This is a genomic window from Paenibacillus sp. FSL M7-1414 (assembly GCF_038003195.1).
Lineage (GTDB): Bacteria > Bacillota > Bacilli > Paenibacillales > Paenibacillaceae > Paenibacillus > Paenibacillus amylolyticus.
In genome coordinates this window covers 2,510,294-2,531,756 of the sequence record NZ_JBBOOS010000001.1, presented here as the reverse complement: position 1 = coordinate 2,531,756, position 21,463 = coordinate 2,510,294, and the positions used below count along the sequence as shown (strand labels likewise).

Sequence of the window (21,463 nt, the reverse complement as noted above, 5' to 3'; positions counted from 1 at the left end):
TATCCTAACCAAACCAAGAGCAACATTCAAGTTATCGGGAAGCGCGTCTTCTAACTCCGCAGATCTCTTCTACCGGACAGCCACACATGGATGATTAGTAACCCCATTGCGTAGAGCACAGTCCACAGCGTAACCGAAACAAAAGAGTCCATCTTTGATTCATCAAATAACATCATCTCACGAACCAGATAAAAAGCTGGCGGAAGAATGCGGCCAAGCCATTCTAATGATTCAGGCAAACGTTCACTTAAGGAACCTTGGATAAACGATAGTAATAATACAATAATGAGGGCAGGCATACTTCGACTAAGCAAGGGAATGTACGATTTTTGAAAAAATACACTGATGCCTAATCCCAGCAGTGATAACCCCAAATGTCCTAACCAAGTCATCATCCACTCCTCACCTGTGGGTTGTCTCTCGAACATTCCAGCGAACACGGGATACAGCACAGTGATTACGGTGAGCATGAATTGCATTATCCAGGCACAAATGAGTTGACTTGTTACAACCTTACGCCTGCTTCCTGTATGAAGGACGAGCAATTGATACTGCTTTGCAGGTTCCGTATTCATCACCATTACTCCGAGCCAAGCAGCTGCCAGAAATAACAGCATAGCCGTAACACTGTAACTGTCCGCAATAGGGTTGGGTTTGTAGGAATAGATTAGCAGCATGGCGATGATATAAAAGATAACCGGTGCAAAATATTTCTGTGAGCGAATGTGATGCCTTAACAAATATCGGGTCAGATAGATCATTTGGCTTCTCCCCCCGCATCATCCATGGAAGAGCTTAAGTCCACAGATTCTGTGACATCTCCACGACTCGCATGTACAGCTGGATGTTGTCCTTCCAGCAGACTTTCCATATGTAATTGACTTTCTTCCTGTTGTACGGACACAACCGAACCTCCGGAAGCCAGAATCATTCTGAGTACATCATCAGTTGATTGTTGAACTACTTTCCAATCCCACAACCAAGACTTGGATTTCTCCGAGTTTGTATTACGAACTAAAGACAGTACTCCCGGTTGTTGTACAACGGATGGATTTTTGGCCAGATCCTCTCCAGCTTCCGTCAGACTTTGAATACATACAACGGGTTCGCCAGCTTGTAGTATATCTTCACGACTCCAGTAACGGAGGACGCGGCCTTGCTTCAACACAATCACCTGGTCTGCCAAACGTTCAATAAGCAACGGTTCATGGCACGCTGTAACGATGGATGTCCCTTCATCCTTCCATTGCCCCAATAAGGATACAACTGCCTCTTGAGCTGGAATATCCAAGCCTGATAAAGGTTCATCCAGCAACAAAAGACCACCCGGTTCAGGTAACAGGGCCTGAATCAAATTTACTTTTTGCAGTGTGCCCTTCGATAATAAGGGTAACTTCTGATCAATCGCGGTATCGAGATATAAAAGTTCACTAAGTTCTCTAATCCGCCCACGCAGTACTTCGGGGCGAATGCCCCGAATCCGACCCATGTCCCACAAGTACTCTCCAGAGGTAAAGGGTAAACGTGGCAGACCATCTACTGCATACCCATCAGAACCCTTCATTGTGCGCTGGATCGATCCTGTATCGGGTAACAAAATACCTGCCAACATACGTAGCAACGTGCTTTTGCCCGAGCCGTTTCTGCCAACAAGCACAGAACATTCGCCCTGTTTCACTTCCAGATTAATTTGATTCAGTACCTGAGTACTGCCTAATCGCTTGCTCACTTGTTGAAGCAACATACCTCGACCTGATGAGTCTGCTACATCTTGATCGGCTTTCTTGAAAAGTCCACGTGTACTCCATATCACCTGGGATCACATCCGCTCTGGAGCTTGCACACCTAGCAAATGTAAACTGTACGCGAGGCGTTCGGCAGTCCGTTTGGCCAATGCCACCCGGAAGGATCTTACATCAGATGACGCATCCGCAATCCGTTCGGCGTGATAGAAGCGGTTGAATGCTTGAGCGACATCTATTGTATATTTGGCAATGACCGAAGGCTCATTCCGATGAATTGCTTTTTCCAAATACTCGGGATATTCACCAAGCAGTTTCAGCAATGCCCATGAGGTATCTCCGACACAGGATGGAGTGGTCACTGTGTCATTCTCACCATCCGCAAGGCTGGGGTTAGGCAGAGGGTTTTCATTTTCCACGCGGATCGCCTCTTCTGCCTTGGCAAGCACACTTTGAATCCGAGCATGGGTGTATTGCACATAGGGTCCGGTCTCCCCTTCAAAACTCACCGCATCTTCCAGTGAGAAGTCCACATCGTTTAACCGATTATTACGTAGATCACCGAAGACAATTGCACCTACACCAACAGCCTCGGCCACTTTCTGAGGGTTCTCCAGATTCGGGTTTTTCTCCTGAATAATCTGTAGTGCACGAGCAACTGCCTCATCCAACACTTCCTGCAAAAAGACGACTTTACCACGACGTGTAGACATTTTCCGTCCCTCAAAACGCATTAAGCCAAACGGGATATGTTCACACTTCGCAGACCATTCATGACCCATCCGGGATAGGACCGCAAATACCTGCCGGAAATGTAACTTCTGCTCGCCTCCGACCACATATAACAACCGATCTGCCTTCATCACCTCATGACGATAAACCGCCGTAGCCAAATCCCGTGTAGGATAGATTGTTGTTCCATCTTTTTTGATAATCAGGCACGGGGGCATGTTCTCGTCCTCCAGACGTACCACGAGTGCTCCATCACTCTCTTCAAGTAAACCTTTCTCCTTGAGTTCTTCAACCACCGCGCCCATCTTGTCATTGTAAAAGCTCTCCCCCAGCGTATGGTCGAACTGTACATTCAGACGTTCATACATCCGGTTGAATTCCTTCATGCTCACTTCCACAAAGAACGCCCATAACCGCTGTGCTTCATCATCCCCTTGCTCCAGCTTGCGGAACCACTCCCGTGCCTCAATCTCCAGAGAAGGATCGTTCTCCGCCTCATCGTGGAAACGCACATACAGCTCCAGAGAAGTACGGATCGGGTCTGCCTGCAAGGCTTCATCATTGCCCCACCGCTTGTACGCTGCGATCTGCTTGCCAAACTGGGTTCCCCAGTCTCCCAGATGATTCACACTTACGGAGGTATAACCCGCTTCGTTATACAACCTATACAGTGCTGCACCGATTACAGTAGAACGCAAATGTCCAATTCCGAAGGGTTTTGCGATGTTAGGGGAAGACATATCAATCACAACACGTGAACCTTGACCAAGCTGAAGCTTACCAAATGTGGCATTCCCCAGTTCTTTCAGCAGATTCGGCGCGAGCTTCTCCCGGTTGAAACGGATATTTACATACGGCCCGGCGGGAGTCGCTTCAAGTCCTGCTGCCTGCAATCCCGTTGCGAGCTCGGTCGCAATGACTGCCGGTGCTTTTTTTAATGACTTCGTTAATACAAAACAAGGGAAGGCTGCATCACCCATCTCCGCCTGCGGTGGGACTTCGAGTAATCTTAGAACCTCTTCTTCATTCAATCCCGTTAAAGGGGCAATATCGGCCGCAGCCTGCTTCATCAACATGTCGAACACTCCTTATCCATTCATTATTGGGTTAAAATAAACACAAAAAAGCTCTCGCCTCTACATAAGAGACGAGAGCTGACTTAACAGTTCCCGCGGTACCACTCTAGGTGAACAGCTACTCTTAATATGCATCAACATGCATACCAGTAGAACCTGTTCCGCTCGATGCGTATAACGGTCGCAAGCCGAATTACCCTCAGACAGATATAGTACACCCACACTCAGGATGCAAACATCTTTTCGGATAACCATCTCACGGGTGCGGTTCACTCAGGTCATATCATACCGGCTTCCACCTCTCCCGGCTCGCTGTCATGTATGGATCTGGTTACTCTCCCGATCATTGATATTCTTCGTTTCAATTCATTGCCATCATTATACATACCACGATCAGACTTGGCAACCCGCATTAAAAATCCCCTACTGAAAGGCAACACATAGGCACATCGTCTCAGATGCCTGTGTTCACTGCCTTCCCTTAGGGGACAACGGTCATTATCGGTTTTAATTATATATATTCCAGAGAAAAAATAATTACGCTACTGCTGCCATCAATCGGCAAGCTTCTGCACATCTGCGGCAAGCCTCTGCACATGCTTGGCAGTGATCATGGTGATGTTTGCCACACTCTGCGGCGCAAGCTTCACAAGCTTTCACACACAATTCGCATATCTCAGCAATAAAATCACTTCCACGTGTCATCGCTTGTGCAGCAAAACTGCAAATCTCCGCACATTCCCGATTCAAACGAATGCAATCACGCAGCATCGCCAGATCATATTCTTTCAGACTCGATATGTAACATACGTTGCAAGCATTCATGCACTCCAGGCAAGCATCGATACATTGTTGATATTGTTGTTGTGTCATTTAAAGTTACCTCCCAGGCAAAGTTTGCTATGCATCTTAATACCCAGTTCGGAGGAATATTGAATCATCTAACCTACTTTATCGCTTCCAATTCCAGTAATTGGTCACGAATGACAGTTTGGTCAAAATGTTCACCTATAAACACTGCAACATTAGGGACCTCTCCCTGAGGTGTGATCTTCATGTAGTCCGATTCACGGTAGGCATACTGGAACCAGAAGCGACTCGCTGTGTCACTAAACGATAAAATGCCTTTTGCTCGATACACATCCCGTGGCAAAGCAGATACAAATTGTTCAAACGCCTCACTGTTCACCGGATGACTGAAATAATGCGTATACACCATAACATGTTCGTGTGAGGCATGTGGAGCAGAATGCTCGTGACCGTGGTCATGACTATGGTTATGAGATGCGTCAGTATTCGTAGCATCGCCTTGGACTGTATGATGTGTATGTTCATGTCCATGACTGCATCCATCTGTGCCACAGGTTTCCGTATGAACATGATGTTCTTGGTGAGCCGGCTTACCTGCTTCAGAAGCTGAATCACGTACATGCACGTCTGCCCCACTGCGAAGCAACATATCCATCTCCACCTCACACTTGACCGTAGGAATTACAGGTGCGAAGCCATTCCATTTTGCCAAAAGCTGTTCCAAGTCCTTCAGTTCCTGTGCACTCACCCGATCCGTTTTGTTTAAGAGAAGCACAGACGCACAACGAATCTGCTCCTGCATCAGTTTGAACGTCTGCCCCTTCTGCTCCTGATATAGGCCAGATAGATGCGCTGCATCCACAACAGTAATGAGACTTTTCAGTTCCAGTCGCATGTAGAGTGAGGTCTCCGTTACCGCATCCAAAATCTCCATTGGGTTCGCGGCACCAGTTGCTTCAATGATGATCACATCCGGTGATTCCTCTTGAACGAGATCAGCAAGTTGCAATCCCAAGTCACCACGTACAGTACAACAGATGCAGCCGCCTAACATCTCTGTCATCGGAACGGTGGAATCCACAATCTGACCATCCAGATTGACTTCGCCTAACTCATTCATAACCACTGCGGGACGCAAACCCTGCTGTTGCCAATGTTCGATCAACTGAACAAGCAATGTTGTTTTGCCACTCCCCAAAAAACCTGACAGTATATATACAGGTATGGATTGTTCTTTTAAAATCGTTTCGTTCATCCTTAAACACCTCTCTGATTGTCCTTCTTGTAACCTGACTATATATATCTAGCGAGTGTACACCATCCCGCATTCGTTGTGCAATAATGTTCAACTCTTCCCCAGTACATTGCCTGATTCTACCGGATGGTCTATGCTATGAGGACATGTTGATTGAAGGAGGAAGATTCATGACTAATTCAGTGGAACAACATCGCCAGGAAGCTCCAACCACGGTATCGTGCATGATAGTTACAGTTTCTGACACCCGCACCAAAGACACCGACACCAGTGGCCAGCTCATGCACCAGCTTCTGAATGAAGCGGGTTATCAGATTGTTGAATACATCATCACACCAGATGAAACGGAGAACATTCGAAGCATCCTGCAAGATGCAGCCGTTCGTGATGATATCGAAGCCGTGCTGCTTAGCGGCGGAACAGGGATTGCACCCCGAGATACAACCTACGAAGCGGTATCCTCACTACTCGACAAGGAACTCCCGGGTTTCGGCGAGATCTTCCGTTTTCTCAGTTACACCGAAGATATCGGTTCCGCTGCCATCCTGAGCAGAGCCGTCGCTGGAACGATCGGACGCACAGCCGTATTCTCCATGCCGGGTTCCAAAGGAGCCGTCAAATTGGCCATGGAAAAACTCATTTTGCCCGAGCTGCGGCATGTGATGCGTGAAATATATAAACCCGTCTGAAAGATCAGACGGGTTTTTCGGGTTTATTTTCAGCTGTAGGGTAAGGATTGAAAGTTTTCTGTGCTCCCATCTTCTCCTACCTTAGTTGCTCCAGCACATGTTGGAACACCTGCATAACGTCCTGCTCATACTCGTCCTTTTCCCCACCAGAAGCCGTATACACGAGTGAGACGTTTCCTTTGCTGCGAATCGTTGTTCGGCCAAGCGCATTCTCCAAGACAGCTTCATCACGATTCTCACTGTACATTTGTTTCATGCTGGCAGCCCGGGTTGTCGCATCACTGAAAATGTGGACTTTCACGATATGTCTGCCACTTCCATTCAACAAATACATATAAGAGATCCCACCATGGCCGTCATCGGCAGACATATTATTCATCAGCTGAATGCCTTTTGCTTCAAAACTCTTACTGATCTCACTCACCAATTCACCGTTTAATCCGTGTCCTTGACTCTGTGCCCTCATATTTCCTTCATCTGTCGCTTCGCGGGTGTAGACCTTCCGCTCCTGTTCAATGGATGATGCCGAACAAGCCACCAGTGACCAGATACTCGTGATCAACACGCCACTTACAAGTACCAACTTCATTGTTCTTCCAGCCAGACTTCGGCCTTTTCTAGCAAACCACATGCCAATCCTTCCTTTCCAGCCACGTGTACTGTGACCCAATCAGGTAGAATTAGCATGTCTAAGGACTTAGAATCTTATGCGGATGGCAGATCTGATATCGTATTGACCACCGTACGACCTACTGCACCACCTTGGAGTATCGTCTCCAGCGTATGAGGCAACTGGTCTAGAGAAATTTCGCGGATTCCCAGTTCCAGCGCACGCTCCGGTTTCCATTCTCCGCCGAGCAGTTTCCACAATCGTTCCCGACGTTCCATCGGACAATACACAGAGTCTATACCAATAAGCTGGATGCCACGCAAAATAAACGGAAGTACCGTGGATTCAAAAGCTGTGCCGCCTGTTAACCCTGATACCGCTAACGCACCTCCGTATTGAATCTGTTTTAATCGCTCCGCGAGAGCTGGTCCTCCTGTTGGATCAACAACTCCCGCCCATAGCTGTTTCCCCATGGCTCCTTTGGCTGGAGCATCAGCTTCTTCACGAGTAATAACCTCTGAGGCACCCAAGTTTCGGAGCAATGACTCCTCCTGATCCTTCTTGCCTGTGCTGGCTGTTACTTCAAAGCCAAGTTTCGCCAGAATCGCAACTGCCATACTTCCAACGCCACCTGTTGCACCCGTAACCAGAATCTTGCCCATCTCCGGTTTCACTCCAGCCTGTAACAGCGCATCTACCGAAAGTGCAGCCGTAAATCCTGCGGTTCCAATCGCCATGGCTTCTTTCTCACTAAGGCCCGGTGGCAGAGGCACCAGCCATTCACTGCGCAGACGAGCATACTCGCTGTACCCCCCGTAATGGGATACGCCAGGTTCGAACCCTGTACTGATCACCCGATCTCCTGGTGCAAAACGTCCACTGACCGACTCCTCTACCGTTCCAGCCAGATCAATTCCCGGTACCATCGGATATTCACGAACGACACCACCCTTTTCAAGCGTCGCGAGTCCGTCTTTATAATTGACACTGGAATATTGCACCTTTACCATAACATCTCCATTTGGCAGATCTTCCTTCTTCAGTTGCTCTATAGAAGCGTTCACTCCGCCCTGTTCTTCTTTACGGACAACGTATGCGTTAAATTGATTTTTCATTGATAGCCACTCCTTCTTTGAATTTTGTATATTTTTCCATTAAGCACATGAATTGTTCGCATTCAGCTTAACGGCTCCTTTTACCTGTGGAATTCTTCAAATATTGATGATCAAACTCTGTCTCTCCTGAGCGTCAACAGATAGATTAGTGGACCCACAATAGGGATGATGCCTGCCGCGGTCCAAGCTGCTGAACGTCGACTCACTTTAGTATCCCTGTATATCGCAATCATGGAAAGTAAGGTCAGCAGTACAAAATCAATCGTCATGATATGTACAAAGGCAGATTGCTTGAATGCTTCCATATATACATCCGGATGACCTTGCGTCACGGCATAGAAAGCTGTCCCCAGCGTCAACAGCAGAAGGACTACATGCGTCAGCTTGTGGGCTGCTACCCGTCCAATTCCCGACTCCCGCTGACCACCAAAATGTAAGCTTGTGTAACCCGATGCTCCATTTGCGGACGATGACCATGCATAATAGGGAAGCAGAGCAAAAGCACCAAGTCCGAAAGAAAGTATGACAAACGGCCAAGCCGGAACACGGCCTCGTTCTTTCGCAGATGTTCTTAACAGCATACAAGCATACACTGCCGGGAAAATACCTAACCACGAAAATACCGTAAGTAACCAAGGTTCTTTGCTTTGCATTGTAATCAGTTCTTTGAATACCGGGTCACTTCCAGGTGACTGCCCTGGTGCCAACAACACTGCATAGGCAATAAAAGCGATCCAGACCAGTCCTAATATCCATCTCATGTCTGCACCTCCTCTTACTTTCATCCCCTACTGCTACGGGATTGAATCAATAGTTGCAGAATTTGGCGGCTCCTGCGCTTTCCCGAGAAATAATTATTACTTTTCCCCTACAACTTCTTGAATTGTGCATGACTATTTCCAGTATAGCCTGCTACCTTGGCAGCCTGTCCATGAGATTTCTTACATCACTGGTCCATCCCATCGGGGTCATATCAAAAAGGCATAAGCCAGTATACCTCACTGGTTATGCCTCTCTGTAATTCTTATGTGTGAATTATTCCTCTGTGGATTTCACATGTTCCGCAATGAGCTTCTGCTTCATATTCCATGCCGCAGGGCTGATGTTCACACGGTAGATCTCCGGGTTGAGCTTCCGTTGGTATTCAGGCCAGAAGAGGTTCATCTGTTCCCGGTGATACGCACGAATCTCATCCAGATTAGGCAGTTCATACACTTTACGTCCATTCACAAAGATTGGCTCCAGCATATTGACCGCTTCGTAGCGGGTAACCGTCTTTTTCAGGTAAGGGTGTAGCGGGTTGAACAGCTTGAGCGGTCCGCCCTGTAGCGGCTGCTCTTCCTCTGGATAGCAGATATAATCTGCAATCGCTTTGCCATGTTTCGGATCAATGATCCGGAACACTTCCTTTTTACCTGGAGTGGACACCTTTTCAGGATTGGCAGATATTTTAATCGTAGGCAGCATGGCCCCGTCCACTTCACGCTCCACCAATTTGTACACTCCACCCAAAGATGGCTGGTCAGAAGCGGTAATCAACTGTGTACCAACACCCCATGTATCAATCCGTGCTCCCTGAGCCTTCAGGTTGAAAATCGTATTTTCATCCAAATCATTGGATGCTACAATTTTCACATAATCCAGCCCAGCCTCATCCAACATCTGACGTGCCTGAATCGACAAGTACGCAAGGTCTCCACTGTCCAGACGAATCGCATTCATCTTTTTGCCTTGGCTCTCCAACTTCTTGGCTGTCTTGATGGCGTGAGGTACTCCACTGTTCAACGTGTCAAAGGTATCAACCAGCAGCGTAACCTGATCAGGCAACACTTTGGCATACACGTCAAACGCCTCCTGTTCGCTCATAAAGCTCTGTACCCAGGAATGGGCATGTGTACCTGCTGTTGGGATTCCAAAGCGCTCTCCAGCCAGCATATTAGACGTTGCATCGAAGCCTGCTACATACGAGGCACGTGCGCCCCAGATGGCAGCATCCGCTTCCTGCGCTCGCCGTGTGCCGAATTCAAGCAACGTATCCTGCTGCGCTACCTGTTTGATCCGCGAAGCCTTAGTTGCAATCAACGTCTGATAATTCATGAAGTTAAGTATCGCCGTCTCCACCAATTGAGTCTCCATAATGGAGCCTTCTACCCGAATGAGCGGTTCGTCAGGGAAAACAATTGCACCCTCCTTCATGGAATGAATCGTCCCCTGAAATGAAAACTGGAGCAATTCTTCCAGAAAGACCGGATCGTAATTTTCCTCTTGTTTGGATAAAAATTTGATGTCGTCCATCGTAAACCGAAGCTGGCTGATATAGTTCACAATACGTTCCAATCCGGCAAATACCGCATATCCGTTACCAAAAGGAAGCTTACGGAAATAGGCTTCAAATACCGCCTTCCGCTTGTGAGTACCATTCACCCAATGGGCGTACATCATATTGATCTGATATTTATCCGTATGTAAAGCCAGGCTAGTTGTCTGCATTTGTCTCATCCTCTCTGACTTCCGCTCGTGCCCCCAGATTTCATCTGTGAACACGGGTTAACATATGGAGACTCATTCTTCATGATTCTGTTCATCCGTATTAAACAAACAAGTCTCCCGTAAAAAACTCTATACACCATTCACCACATTCATCCGGTTCCTAACATGAGGTCAACCAAACATGACTATGGAGTAAATTAAGCCAAGACTGTCTCGCTCGCCTTAACCACCGAAGCACCAAGGCTGGAACGAAAATGTCCAAGTGCCCACTCATGCCCTGCCGGATTGAAGCTGGCAACGGCATCTTCATATACCGTAATATGAAAACCTTTATTGTAAGCATCCACTGCGGTATGCAATATGCAAATATCCGTGCATACCCCTATGAGTGCAATATCCGTAATACCACGTGCACGCAGTCTGAGTTCCAGATCGGTCCCACAGAATGCACTATATCTCGTCTTATCCATCCACTGAATATCTGTTTTCCGTTCTTCCATCACTTGGGCAAGACGACCATACAACTGTCTTCCCTCCGTATTTCTGATGTTATGAGGTGGGAAAAGTACAGTCTCCGGGTGATACGGATCATTTTCTTCATGCAGATCCACAGCCATGATTACCTCATGTTTGTTCTTACAGTAGGCCTCGGTTACAGCTGCAATCGTCTCTTCAATCTCTACTGCCGGCTGACCTACTGGCAAAGAACCTGTCACAAAATCCTTCGTAAAATCAATGACAATCAGTGCTTTCATCGTCAACACTCCCTTAGCCCAGAAATGGTTGATCCTGATTCAATCAGATTGACACATCTACACCTTATTACGTGTAGATGGACAGGCGTGGTACGAGTTCTGTAAAACGATATAACTGCGCCGGACGCTGCGAGTACTGGTTGGAACTCACCAGGTTCCCCTCTTCATCTCTTACTTCTTCCACAATGCCTTTACGGCTGCGGGTAGACGTAATCTTGCGAATGAAGTTTGGTTCTTCAAAATCCGGTACAACACTTTGAATAACCTGATATAATTCACTTAATGTAAAATCACGTGGCAGGAACTGACGAGCAATCGTCGTTTCCAGCATCTGCTGTTGAATACGTCGATAAGCATCTTCAATGATTGTTCTGTGATCAAAGGCCAGTTCCAGTTCTTGCAGCGCCTCTTGAATGGTGAACAATCCAACATCCTCAGCATCATCTGCTGCTTGGCGTTGATCCAGCATCCATTCTTCCACAAGCGCGAAAAATGCGTGAGAGATAATCCAGCCCCTTGGGTCACGACCCGGCTGACTGTATACATTCAAGTACTCCAGATGTCCACCATCTACACCTGTCTCTTCCATCAGTTCACGCTTAGCTGCACCATAGATGGATTCATTTTCCTGACAAAATCCACCGGGTAATGCCCATCTGCCTGCAAAAGGCCAGCCTTTGCGCTTGATCAGCATCACTTTCAGTTCCCGAATGGGAAGTGTCTTCGTCACCGTCTTGCGTTCCCGCTTGGTCAAGGTGAACATAACGATATCCGCAGGAACACCATCGGGGGTACGATATTTTTGGGAACTATAAGCACGTGCTGCTTGTTCGTCGCTCTCTGCATTGAAGTGTTCGTAGTTTTCGCTCATGGGCACCACCGACTATTTTCATTTTGATAATTTCATTATGACATAATAATATCTTTTGTCAACCGCAGGATTCATGCGTTACGTTCTCGGGCGTGCTATGCGGAATGTCGCCGTAGCCATACATCCCAATGTGCCCGATTCATCACGAACCTCCGATTGAGTCGTAACACTGCGTCCTGCTTGATGCAGTACCGTAGCTGTCACCGTTAATTCCCCTTGTTTCATTGGTGCAAGAAAATGTACGTTCAGATTTGTTGTCACACAGCCATCCACTTCCATTGCTGCTGTTGCAACCATACCCATTGCCTGGTCCATCAGTGAAGTCAATACACCCCCATGAATGATCCCCATGGAGTTGGTATGATGTTCGCCTGCTGTCAACGCAATCTGTACTTCTTTTCCGTCTCCTTTAATATAACGACAACCTAGAAATCCCCAGAATCGTCCGTCTCCGTCTTCCACCATTTTGTCCAAAATACTCATTATTCATTTCTCCTTTATTCACTGTACGTATCAAGCTCTCTTGATGTCATGTGCCTTTATCATTAAAAATCAGCTGCGCCACACAAAATAACCCCACAGCGTGGAGCTTTGCTTGGAATTATATTCCGAGTACTTGGCGATAGCCACTCCACGTTAACGGTTATGTAATGTCAAAAAAGGCGCGGACAGCGTCCGCACCCTTCCGTCATTTAACCGCAACTGGTCGGAGGTGAATCCGTTCCAGCCTCCACGTTTACTTTTTCAGAAACCGTATCCCGGATTACAGAGATCACTAGTTGAAGTAAGTAGTTGATGTCGCTCTGGCTCTGCTGGAATTCCGTAACCAATGGAATACTGTCCAGTTCGCTTTGCAGATCTTCAATTTCCTGTTCAATTTTGCTGACCATCTCCACATTTTTGAAGCTTTCAAAAGCAACAATCTCTTTTTGTTTTTTCTTGATCGTTGCAATCAACTGCTGGATGCGCTCATGATCCCGAATTTTGGTTTCAGCCTGTTGAAACTGTCTAACTTCCTCACTCGTTCCGAGCATATCAGCCAATTCTTTGGCTTTTCCCATAATGTCGTCGCGTATGACCAGATTGCGCGTATCGTAGGTTGGCATTCCATAATGGTTGTACTGCACTTCTTCCTGCGCCACTGAAATCGCTCCATTCTATGAGATGATATAAGATGAAAACTCAATGTTGCATTAAGCTCAGTCGACTGCTGAGTGACCGCTGCGGTGTCGGATCGTTCTTTTGATCGCTGTTGTCTCCGAATTTTTTCGATTGAAATTGTTCATGGTTAAAATTTGGAGACAAAGGCGAACGCTTCGCTTCTACAGAATCGATTCCGTCACCTTCGCTACGCTCGGCCGTAACCCGCTAAGTGCAAAAAGTATTCATCTTATTGGTGTGTGTATTACTGATTGGCAGCTACCGGCTCGGAGAGCAGGTTGCCCCGAATATAAAAAGTCATCGGATCGGTGATTTCCACTTGTACGAAAGTACCGATCAAATCTTTAGGTCCTTCAAAATGCACCAGCTTGTTGCTGCGTGTACGTCCTGCCAGAACTTCGGAATTCCGTTTGCTCTCGCCTTCAACGAGCACTTCAACGATTTTGCCGCGTTGCTCTTCATTGCTTCGGTGGCTGTATTCGTTGATCGTTTCGTTCAAGCGCTTCAAACGTTCCTTCTTCACTTCCATCGGTACGTTGTCTTCCATCACTGCAGCCGGTGTACCTTCCCGTGGGGAATATATAAAGGTATAGGCAAAATCATACCCTACTTCACGGACAAGGGAAAGTGTATCTTCAAACTGTTCTTCCGTTTCCCCCGGAAAACCAACAATAATATCCGTTGTCAACACAACATCCGGGATGGCCTTTTTAATTTTGTCAGCCAGCTTCAGATAGTGTTCCCGGTTATACTTGCGGCTCATACGTTTGAGTACTTCCGAACTGCCAGATTGCACCGGAAGATGAATGTGCTCCACCAGATTTCCGCCCTTGGCCAGCACTTCAATCAAGTGGTCATCGAAGTCACGTGGGTGACTGGTTGTAAAACGTACCCGCGGAATATCAATTTGGCGAATGGCATCCATCAAGTCACCAAAACTGTAGTTCAGGTCGGTGAAGTCCTTGCCGTACGCATTCACATTTTGGCCAAGCAGCGTGATCTCCTTAAAGCCTTGTCGTGCCAAATCCCTAACTTCGGCAATGACATCTTCTGGACGACGGCTGCGTTCTTTGCCCCGCGTAAACGGAACGATGCAATATGTACAGAACTTGTCGCAGCCATACATAATATTCACCCAGCCGCGCATACCCTCACGTTTCTTCGGCAGGTTCTCAATAATGTCGCCTTCCTTGGACCATACCTCAACAACCATTTCTTTGCTGAACAACGCTTCCTGGATTAGATGTGGCAGTCGATGCACATTATGTGTACCAAAGATCATATCCACAAAGCCATGCTTCTGCATGATTCGGTTGACGACGCCTTCTTCTTGGGACATACAACCGCATACGCCAAGTAACAATCCCGGACGTTCGAGTTTTAGCGTTTTGAGGTGACCAAGCTCACCAAATACTTTATCTTCCGCATTTTCTCGTATGGCACACGTATTGAGCAGAATAATATCAGCTTCTTTGCGATTCTCTGTAGCCTGATATCCCATAGACTCAAGCAGGCCTTTGATGGTCTCCGAGTCATGCTCGTTCATCTGACATCCATACGTATATACAATATAATGTTTACCTTTCCCTATGTTTTTCAGTTCATCGGGAACGGCATTTTCGTAAAGCACCTGGACGTCTTCCTTGCCTCGTTGTTTCTCCTGACGATGATTGGGTTCCGATTTGATGTTAATCTCACGGCCCCGGATTCTTATCTTTTTGCTGAATTCATCTTGCGAAATTACTTTGGCATCGGAGAAATCAAAATATTGGGAGTAATCCTTTTTTGAGTCTTTAGCCATTTCCTTCGGTCACTCCTTACAGCCTCTATTAATAAAAAATCGTTCATTCATCCCTGTTCCACATGAATATCTTGCTTGGAACATTAAAAGAGCATTACAGCAAATTATAGCATGAATTGGGCTGTAGTTCCACATCCAAAGCGCATGTCCCTTCGTCTAATTCGAGACATGCCATGCTCAGAAGAACACTCAGAAAACACAAAAACCTGAGCCTTGCCGTCAGGGCTGGAATTAACCGGCCCCTGTTGGCTGTGCTCAGGTTTATATGTTATTCAGACCGCCATAATTGGGGGCTGAAGCTATTACATGTAATTAATCGATGATTTCAGCAGTGTCGCCATTACGAGCGCCAGCAGCGTTAGCTTCATCTGTATCAATATGCATGTCCAGTGCGAAAGAATCGGATACACGAGCCAGTACATTTTCCAGTACCAGACCACGATCTCCACCCAGACGAACTTTCAACATTTGTTTGTCCTCGATACCCCACTTAGCAGCATCAGAAGTATGGAAGTGAATGTGACGAGCAGCAACGATAACACCTTTATCAATCGTTACTTCGCCAGCAGGACCTTTAATTGTGATTCCTGGTGTACCTTCAATGCTTCCAGATTCACGTACAGGTGCTTTAACACCAATCGCAAATGAATCTGTCATGGAGATTTCCAGTTGCGTTTCAGGGCGAACAGGTCCAAGGATACGCACTTTATCAAACTGTCCTTTCGAACCAATTACCGCTACAGTTTCGTTAGCAGCGTATTGGCCAGGCTGGGACAGAGGTTTAAATTCAGTCAGTTCATAACCTTTGCCAAACAAAATTTCAACGTGCTCTTGGGATACATGAATGTGACGGGCAGATACGCCCACAGGTACTGTTTTACTCATTGTAAATTCACTCCTTGTTTATCTATGGCCTGTACTCAGGCTCTTAACAATCCAATGGTATTATACCCCTTTTTGGAGTGAAATGAAAACGAACTGGTGAAAATTCATGAAATACACTTATTTCACCATCATTCCCCTCCTTTATTTGGAAAACAAGTTTTAATTCAAGCCATTCAACGCACACACAGTTCATTATTTCATGGAATTCCCCTTCATCTGCATCTTCGGATTGCTCTCTGGCAAGTGTTCCCCCAGATAACTCATTGCATTCCCCCACAACCAGCCGCGCACTAAATGTTCATCATAATGCTTGAGCAGGATTTCCGTCAGTCTCGGATAATGTCCTGAATGTTCAAGTTTCTGAATATACGTTGAAATCCCATCAAAATCAGACCCCATCATCAGGTGATGTTGCCCGCCCAGAGAGCAGATCTCCTCAATATGAGGCAGCAGATCTTCTATACGTACCTCACCCTCCTGCTTTACAAACCAGGGTACAAACGTCAGTCCAATCCTCCCTTCCCGGGCAATAATAGCCTGAATCTGATCATCTTTCAGATTACGCACATGGGGACATACGCTGTAGCTGTTAGAGTGGGAGGCGATAAAAGGACGTTTACTCAAGTCAGCCAGTTCCCAGAAACCTTTCTCCGTCAAATGTGACACATCTAACAGCATTCCGATTTCATTACACTGGCGCACCAGTTCCTTCCCCTTCTCGGTCAGACCTGCTCCACGCTTCTCCATTACTCCGTCGGCCGCCCAATTGGCATAATTCCACGTTAGTCCAATAATTCGAACGCCCATCTGATAACATAACTCCAGATAGAACAGGTTGCCCTCTAGGCCATCCACACCCTCCAGTGTGATTAATCCCCACAGACCCTCTGTTTGCCCCACCTGAGCCACCTGTTCACTCCATAACAACGTCTGTGTGCCGTCAGGCCGCTCCTGACTTCTCTCCACACGTCTACGATAGATCTCCAACTGCCCCATCACATGTTCAAACTTGCCTCTGCCAAGTACTTCGGGTAAATAGATGGCGAACGCCTGCAACCCTACATTCCCCTCTTTCAAACGTTGCAAGTTTACATCCAGTTGTGGAGCATTTTCAAATGAAAGGGCAGGCTGCATCAAAATTTTGCTCAGTGCATCACAGTGAAAATCAGCTACACGCCAATCAGACATGGACATCTTAAACCCTCCTCAATATGTGATTGCAAAAAACGCAAAAAAACCTGTCTACATCGTAAACAGGTTCAATGCATACTGCATGTATTATCTGGGCTCCACAATCAGCTTAATGGCCGTTCGGTCCTCGCCGTCGATCACAATGTCTGTAAAAGCTGGAATACAAATCAGGTCAACTCCGCTTGGTGCTACAAATCCCCGGGCTATCGCTACCGCTTTAATGGCTTGGTTCAGTGCTCCCGCTCCAATTGCCTGCAGTTCAGCATTTCCACGTTCACGAAGAACCCCTGCAAGAGCGCCGGCTACAGAATTAGGATTGGACTTTGCTGAAACTTTTAATACATCCATGGTAAGTACCTCCCTGGGAATGTTGAAAGTTTGTTTCCACTTACTAGATGTTATTCGCGGGAGGCAAAAAAATTCCTTCTTTTTAGACGGGTTTCCCTGCAAATTGGGACAATACCCCTATTCCATGCGCCACTCGTCCTCCGTCAGACGAATTTTTTCGATGCGTGTTGCCGCACCTGTGGCTTCATCAATTTCAACAAAAACACCATGGAAGTGCCATTTGCCATCATCCACAACAAAACGTACAGGTAGCTGGGTGTAGAACTTACGCAGCACGGCCTCACGCTCCATACCCAATATGCCGTCACGAGGCCCTACCATGCCTGCATCCGTCAAGTAAGCTGTTCCTCCAGGCAAAATCCGATCATCATTACTCTGTACATGCGTATGTGTACCTACAACGAGAGACGCACGTCCATCCAGATGCCATCCCATGGCAATCTTTTCTGACGTCGCTTCAGCATGCATATCGACCAAAATACATTTATGGTCTTGGCGCAGCTCATCTACAATTTCATCAGCTACACGGAATGGACAATCCAGAGCAGGCAGGAACGTTCTTCCTTGAAGATTGACAATCGCCAGCTCTTTCCCTTCGCCTTTGACAACCGTGTACCCTCGTCCTGGTGTGCCTGGTGGAAAGTTCGCTGGACGAATCATGCGGGGCTCATCATCTATAAAATCAAAAATATCCTTATTGTCCCAAGTATGATTACCAAGTGTAATACCATGTACACCCCAGTTGAAAAACTCATTTGCGATTGCGCCGGTAATGCCGCGACCTGCTGCCGCATTTTCACCATTCACAATCACTACATGTGGCTTATACTTCGATTTCAGATACGGTAAATTTTCCTTTAATGCCTTACGTCCCACGTTACCTACAATGTCACCAATAAACAAAACTTTCATTGATTACTGCCTCCTCAATTCCTGCAAAGTCCTCTTACTTCAAATGTTGAACCTTTGCAGGACTCTATCTCATGCTCCATGATGTGTAGTTGCCTTTAACAGGCTATCAACAGGAAAAGTGGCCCACTACTGCGGCCACTTTTCCGTAATGCTCTATTTTGCGTATTCAACCGCACGGGTTTCCCGGATGACGGTGACTTTGATGTGACCCGGATAGTCGAGTTCATTCTCAATCATCTTCGTGATGTCACGGGCTAAGCGGAAAGCTTCAGCATCATCGATCTTCTCAGGCTGTACCATAACGCGAACTTCGCGTCCGGCCTGAATGGCGTACGATTTCTCGACACCTTCGAAGGATTCTGAGATTTCTTCCAGCTTCTCCAGTCGTTTGATATACGTTTCCAGCGTTTCGCGGCGTGCGCCTGGTCTTGCTGCGGAGAGCGCATCTGCTGCGCCAACCAACATGGCAATGACCGAAGTCGCTTCGCAATCTCCGTGATGGGACGCGATACTGTTGATTACAACCGGATGTTCTTTGTATTTCTTCGCCAGTTCCACGCCAATTTCGACGTGTGATCCTTCCACTTCGTGATCCAGCGCTTTACCGATGTCATGCAATAGACCTGCACGTCTTGCCAGAGTTACGTCTTCTCCCAGTTCGCCAGCCATCAGTCCAGCCAGATAAGCGACTTCCATGGAATGTTTCAAGACGTTCTGACCGTAACTTGTACGGAACTTCAACCGGCCCAAAATTTTGATCAGATCCGGATGCAGACCATGCACGCCCACTTCAAAGGTAGCTTGCTCACCGTATTCACGGATGCGCTCATCCACTTCTTTGCGGGATTTCTCAACCATCTCTTCAATCCGTGCCGGGTGAATACGTCCATCAGCCACCAGTTTCTCCAGGGCAGTACGGGCGATTTCACGGCGAATCGGGTCAAAGCCCGACAGAATAACAGCTTCTGGCGTATCATCGATAATGAGGTCAATCCCTGTAAGGGTTTCAAGCGCACGGATGTTACGTCCTTCACGACCGATAATCCGGCCTTTCATTTCTTCATTTGGCAGGGTAACAACAGATACCGTTGTTTCCGCTACGTGGTCAGCCGCACAACGTTGGATGGCGAGTGTAATAATCTCGCGGGACTTTTTGTCCGCTTCTTCCTTCGCTTGTTGTTCAATGTCCTTGATCATTTGAGCCGTCTCATGACGAACTTCCTGTTCTACGTTGGACAGTATGATACTGCGTGCGTCTTCCATGGTGAGGTTGGATATACGTTCCAACTCTGTCACCTGGTTTTTGTAAATCATTTCGATCTGCTGCTGAGTCTCATCAATTCGTTTCTCTTTGTTAGCCACTTGCTCTTCTTTACGTTCGAGTGATTCCAATTTTTTATCCAGCGACTCTTCTTTTTGCAACAATCGTCTTTCTTGTCGTTGAATTTCATTCCGACGTTCACGAGTGTCTTTTTCAGCTTCAGCGCGAATGCGATGGATTTCATCCTTCGCTTCCAGCACCGTTTCTTTCTTCAGTGCTTCTGCCTCTTTCTTCGCGTTCTCCACGATTTGTACGGCAGCTTGTTCCGCACTAGAGATTTTAGCCTCTGCAAGAGATTTGCGAATAAAATATCCTACTCCGAACCCAATGAATAGCGCGGCTGCAACGAGAGCGATCGTGATTGCAATTTCCATACTGTTCACCTCCTCGTTGGTTCCTCCAAGGCATTCCTTGGGTCAATTTGCAGTTTTCAAACCTTACATATGTTTGGGAATAACGAATACTCACGGCGATCCCCCGCCGATTTTCATTTCACATGTACATGTTTCCACGTACTATTCACTGTTTCCAGCGAACCCATAATTAAGAATGGTATAAATCTTAAGAAACCGAAACCGCTTTTTTGGAAGGAAAAAGGGTTGTCCATTTCTTACAGACTCATGTCCATTTTAGTATTTGACGAAAGAAATTGTCAAGAGAATGCAGTATAGAGACTCTAGTCTGCTAATCCCATAACAACGCTTCGTCATCTTCAGGGTCCCCAGCCTCATCTTCTTCAATTAAACAATTCACGACCTTGCGCACCATATCCATTGAAAAACCACGCCTCATTAGGAAGGGAAGCGTTTTATTTTTCTTCTCTTTGACGTCCCCTTTGACCTGATTCCATTTTTTGCGTCCGGCACTCAAGGCAGTCTCAAATTCCGCATCTGTACTAATACCTTCTAGTGCCTCAACAATGAGATCATTGGCAATGCCCTTTTGACGCAGCTCTTGCCTTATCCACAGTTTTCCCTTCCGCTTGCCCTCCATACGCTGTCTTGTCCATTCCTTCGCAAATAGATCGTCATCCACCAGGTTCTCCCGCTCAAGCCGATCCAGCGCCTCTTCAATCAAAGGTGCAGCAAACTCCTTCTGACGAAGTTTCTGACTTAATTCATGGCGCGTACGTGGCTTATGCTCCAAAAAACGCAGAGACTGTGCATACGTCCGCTGTCGCTCATCAGCTACAATGATTTCCTCCAGATCCTTCTTCATAAACGTATTACCTTGAGTCATCCTGTATTTAATCATCACATCTTCAAGAACCGTAATGGAGTGGATGCCAAAAGTGATTCGATAACGAGCTTGCCTGCTCTTCGTTCGTTCTACACGTGTAATAATAAGTTCTTCGTTGTCCGGAAATTGGGATAGGCCATCCTGTTCTGCTTCTTCATATAAATCCTCGTCATGTTGATCCATTCTGGTCTCCCCTTTCATAACATTTTCATTCTGACTACGCCAAGCACATCTTCACATAAGACAAAGAACACTAATAATACAAAAGACCGGAACTCTGCCCGGCCTTTACTCCACAGTTAGCGTGCTAACAGCCCCTGTCCATTGGGACAGGGGCTGTTAGACAGCACGAGTACTCCCACTACAATCCATTATCCAGATTGATCCAAGCTCAATCAGATAAGTTTACGGAGTCCAGTGGGGAACACCCTCAGGGTCCTCCCTACAAGAGAGGTTTTGA

Annotated in this window: 21 protein-coding genes; 1 reads left to right on the top strand and 20 read right to left on the bottom strand. The window is 46.8% G+C overall.

From position 1 onward, the window contains the following. Nucleotides 1–50: 50 nt before the first annotated feature. From MHH92_RS11505 to MHH92_RS11485, 5 genes are all read right to left on the bottom strand, one after another. Entirely contained in the window at nt 51–761 is a 711-nt protein-coding gene (locus tag MHH92_RS11505) for a hypothetical protein (protein ID WP_091031789.1), read from the bottom strand. Next, nucleotides 758–1,813 carry an ATP-binding cassette domain-containing protein gene (locus MHH92_RS11500; protein ID WP_253507560.1) on the bottom strand — a complete coding sequence of 352 codons (1,056 nt, stop codon included), beginning with the start codon at nt 1,811–1,813 and terminating at the stop codon, nt 758–760. The genes MHH92_RS11505 and MHH92_RS11500 overlap by 4 nt, the downstream gene beginning before the upstream one ends. 6 nt (nt 1,814–1,819) lie before the next feature. Continuing rightward, entirely contained in the window at nt 1,820–3,550 is a 1,731-nt protein-coding gene (argS, locus tag MHH92_RS11495) for an arginine--tRNA ligase (protein WP_091031795.1), read from the bottom strand. Nucleotides 3,551–4,087: 537 nt separating this feature from the next. Further along, entirely contained in the window at nt 4,088–4,423 is a 336-nt protein-coding gene (locus MHH92_RS11490; protein WP_036609230.1) for a four-helix bundle copper-binding protein, read from the bottom strand. 73 nt (nt 4,424–4,496) lie between these two features. After that, complete coding sequence (locus tag MHH92_RS11485) at nt 4,497–5,615, bottom strand: CobW family GTP-binding protein (protein WP_091031797.1); 1,119 nt, start codon at nt 5,613–5,615, stop codon at nt 4,497–4,499. A 170-nt stretch (nt 5,616–5,785) separates the two neighbouring features. Here MHH92_RS11485 and MHH92_RS11480 point away from each other — a divergent pair, with 170 nt between their 5' ends. Beyond that, a complete protein-coding gene (locus MHH92_RS11480) occupies nt 5,786–6,304 on the top strand; it encodes a MogA/MoaB family molybdenum cofactor biosynthesis protein (RefSeq protein WP_047842524.1) in 519 nt (172 codons plus the stop codon). Nucleotides 6,305–6,380: 76 nt separating this feature from the next. Here MHH92_RS11480 and MHH92_RS11475 read toward each other — a convergent pair whose 3' ends face one another. From MHH92_RS11475 to MHH92_RS11405, 15 genes are all read right to left on the bottom strand, one after another. Beyond that, the gene (locus MHH92_RS11475) at nt 6,381–6,935 is read right to left on the bottom strand and encodes a hypothetical protein (RefSeq protein WP_253507558.1); all 555 of its coding nucleotides are present in this window, start codon (nt 6,933–6,935) and stop codon (nt 6,381–6,383) included. Between the two features lie 74 nt (nt 6,936–7,009). Beyond that, nucleotides 7,010–8,029 (bottom strand): oxidoreductase, encoded by a 1,020-nt coding sequence (locus tag MHH92_RS11470; protein ID WP_253507555.1) that lies wholly within the window; start codon nt 8,027–8,029, stop codon nt 7,010–7,012. Nucleotides 8,030–8,139: 110 nt separating this feature from the next. Further along, a complete protein-coding gene (locus tag MHH92_RS11465; protein WP_253507553.1) occupies nt 8,140–8,790 on the bottom strand; it encodes a hypothetical protein in 651 nt (216 codons plus the stop codon). A 274-nt stretch (nt 8,791–9,064) separates the two neighbouring features. Continuing rightward, the gene (locus tag MHH92_RS11460) at nt 9,065–10,519 is read right to left on the bottom strand and encodes a nicotinate phosphoribosyltransferase (RefSeq protein WP_036609243.1); all 1,455 of its coding nucleotides are present in this window, start codon (nt 10,517–10,519) and stop codon (nt 9,065–9,067) included. Between the two features lie 197 nt (nt 10,520–10,716). Beyond that, complete coding sequence (locus MHH92_RS11455; RefSeq protein ID WP_036609245.1) at nt 10,717–11,274, bottom strand: cysteine hydrolase family protein; 558 nt, start codon at nt 11,272–11,274, stop codon at nt 10,717–10,719. 67 nt (nt 11,275–11,341) lie between these two features. Further along, nucleotides 11,342–12,145, bottom strand: coding sequence for an NUDIX hydrolase (locus MHH92_RS11450; RefSeq protein ID WP_036609248.1), 804 nt, complete (start codon nt 12,143–12,145; stop codon nt 11,342–11,344). A 78-nt stretch (nt 12,146–12,223) separates the two neighbouring features. After that, nucleotides 12,224–12,628 (bottom strand): PaaI family thioesterase, encoded by a 405-nt coding sequence (locus MHH92_RS11445; RefSeq protein ID WP_047842517.1) that lies wholly within the window; start codon nt 12,626–12,628, stop codon nt 12,224–12,226. A gap of 209 nt (nt 12,629–12,837) precedes the next feature. After that, the gene (locus tag MHH92_RS11440) at nt 12,838–13,251 is read right to left on the bottom strand and encodes a RicAFT regulatory complex protein RicA family protein (protein WP_197997748.1); all 414 of its coding nucleotides are present in this window, start codon (nt 13,249–13,251) and stop codon (nt 12,838–12,840) included. Nucleotides 13,252–13,550: 299 nt separating this feature from the next. Continuing rightward, complete coding sequence (gene miaB, locus MHH92_RS11435) at nt 13,551–15,107, bottom strand: tRNA (N6-isopentenyl adenosine(37)-C2)-methylthiotransferase MiaB (RefSeq protein ID WP_036609253.1); 1,557 nt, start codon at nt 15,105–15,107, stop codon at nt 13,551–13,553. A 312-nt stretch (nt 15,108–15,419) separates the two neighbouring features. Next, entirely contained in the window at nt 15,420–15,992 is a 573-nt protein-coding gene (gene pduL, locus MHH92_RS11430; protein WP_017689107.1) for a phosphate propanoyltransferase, read from the bottom strand. Nucleotides 15,993–16,184: 192 nt separating this feature from the next. After that, nucleotides 16,185–17,186 carry a dipeptidase gene (locus MHH92_RS11425; RefSeq protein WP_253507547.1) on the bottom strand — a complete coding sequence of 334 codons (1,002 nt, stop codon included), beginning with the start codon at nt 17,184–17,186 and terminating at the stop codon, nt 16,185–16,187. Between the two features lie 84 nt (nt 17,187–17,270). Next, the gene (locus MHH92_RS11420) at nt 17,271–17,531 is read right to left on the bottom strand and encodes a stage V sporulation protein S (protein WP_007430104.1); all 261 of its coding nucleotides are present in this window, start codon (nt 17,529–17,531) and stop codon (nt 17,271–17,273) included. A 117-nt stretch (nt 17,532–17,648) separates the two neighbouring features. Continuing rightward, nucleotides 17,649–18,443, bottom strand: coding sequence for a TIGR00282 family metallophosphoesterase (locus MHH92_RS11415; RefSeq protein WP_036609256.1), 795 nt, complete (start codon nt 18,441–18,443; stop codon nt 17,649–17,651). Nucleotides 18,444–18,596: 153 nt separating this feature from the next. Further along, nucleotides 18,597–20,138 carry a ribonuclease Y gene (gene rny, locus MHH92_RS11410; protein WP_036670418.1) on the bottom strand — a complete coding sequence of 514 codons (1,542 nt, stop codon included), beginning with the start codon at nt 20,136–20,138 and terminating at the stop codon, nt 18,597–18,599. Between the two features lie 310 nt (nt 20,139–20,448). Then, the gene (locus tag MHH92_RS11405; RefSeq protein ID WP_047842514.1) at nt 20,449–21,186 is read right to left on the bottom strand and encodes a regulatory protein RecX; all 738 of its coding nucleotides are present in this window, start codon (nt 21,184–21,186) and stop codon (nt 20,449–20,451) included. Nucleotides 21,187–21,463 lie beyond the last annotated feature (277 nt).

Excerpts from the sequence above, each read along its gene's own strand:
- MHH92_RS11505 (WP_091031789.1), bottom strand. The coding sequence starts at position 761 with ATGATCTATCTGACCCGATATTTGTTAAGGCATCACATTCGCTCACAG.
- argS (WP_091031795.1), bottom strand. The coding sequence starts at position 3,550 with ATGTTGATGAAGCAGGCTGCGGCCGATATTGCCCCTTTAACGGGATTG.
- MHH92_RS11490 (WP_036609230.1), bottom strand. The coding sequence starts at position 4,423 with ATGACACAACAACAATATCAACAATGTATCGATGCTTGCCTGGAGTGC.
- MHH92_RS11485 (WP_091031797.1), bottom strand. The coding sequence starts at position 5,615 with ATGAACGAAACGATTTTAAAAGAACAATCCATACCTGTATATATACTG.
- MHH92_RS11480 (WP_047842524.1), top strand. The coding sequence starts at position 5,786 with ATGACTAATTCAGTGGAACAACATCGCCAGGAAGCTCCAACCACGGTA.
- MHH92_RS11475 (WP_253507558.1), bottom strand. The coding sequence starts at position 6,935 with ATGTGGTTTGCTAGAAAAGGCCGAAGTCTGGCTGGAAGAACAATGAAG.
- MHH92_RS11470 (WP_253507555.1), bottom strand. The coding sequence starts at position 8,029 with ATGAAAAATCAATTTAACGCATACGTTGTCCGTAAAGAAGAACAGGGC.
- MHH92_RS11465 (WP_253507553.1), bottom strand. The coding sequence starts at position 8,790 with ATGAGATGGATATTAGGACTGGTCTGGATCGCTTTTATTGCCTATGCA.
- MHH92_RS11460 (WP_036609243.1), bottom strand. The coding sequence starts at position 10,519 with ATGCAGACAACTAGCCTGGCTTTACATACGGATAAATATCAGATCAAT.
- MHH92_RS11455 (WP_036609245.1), bottom strand. The coding sequence starts at position 11,274 with ATGAAAGCACTGATTGTCATTGATTTTACGAAGGATTTTGTGACAGGT.
- MHH92_RS11450 (WP_036609248.1), bottom strand. The coding sequence starts at position 12,145 with ATGAGCGAAAACTACGAACACTTCAATGCAGAGAGCGACGAACAAGCA.
- MHH92_RS11445 (WP_047842517.1), bottom strand. The coding sequence starts at position 12,628 with ATGAGTATTTTGGACAAAATGGTGGAAGACGGAGACGGACGATTCTGG.
- MHH92_RS11440 (WP_197997748.1), bottom strand. The coding sequence starts at position 13,251 with ATGCCAACCTACGATACGCGCAATCTGGTCATACGCGACGACATTATG.
- miaB (WP_036609253.1), bottom strand. The coding sequence starts at position 15,107 with ATGGCTAAAGACTCAAAAAAGGATTACTCCCAATATTTTGATTTCTCC.
- pduL (WP_017689107.1), bottom strand. The coding sequence starts at position 15,992 with ATGAGTAAAACAGTACCTGTGGGCGTATCTGCCCGTCACATTCATGTA.
- MHH92_RS11425 (WP_253507547.1), bottom strand. The coding sequence starts at position 17,186 with ATGTCCATGTCTGATTGGCGTGTAGCTGATTTTCACTGTGATGCACTG.
- MHH92_RS11420 (WP_007430104.1), bottom strand. The coding sequence starts at position 17,531 with ATGGATGTATTAAAAGTTTCAGCAAAGTCCAATCCTAATTCTGTAGCC.
- MHH92_RS11415 (WP_036609256.1), bottom strand. The coding sequence starts at position 18,443 with ATGAAAGTTTTGTTTATTGGTGACATTGTAGGTAACGTGGGACGTAAG.
- rny (WP_036670418.1), bottom strand. The coding sequence starts at position 20,138 with ATGGAAATTGCAATCACGATCGCTCTCGTTGCAGCCGCGCTATTCATT.
- MHH92_RS11405 (WP_047842514.1), bottom strand. The coding sequence starts at position 21,186 with ATGGATCAACATGACGAGGATTTATATGAAGAAGCAGAACAGGATGGC.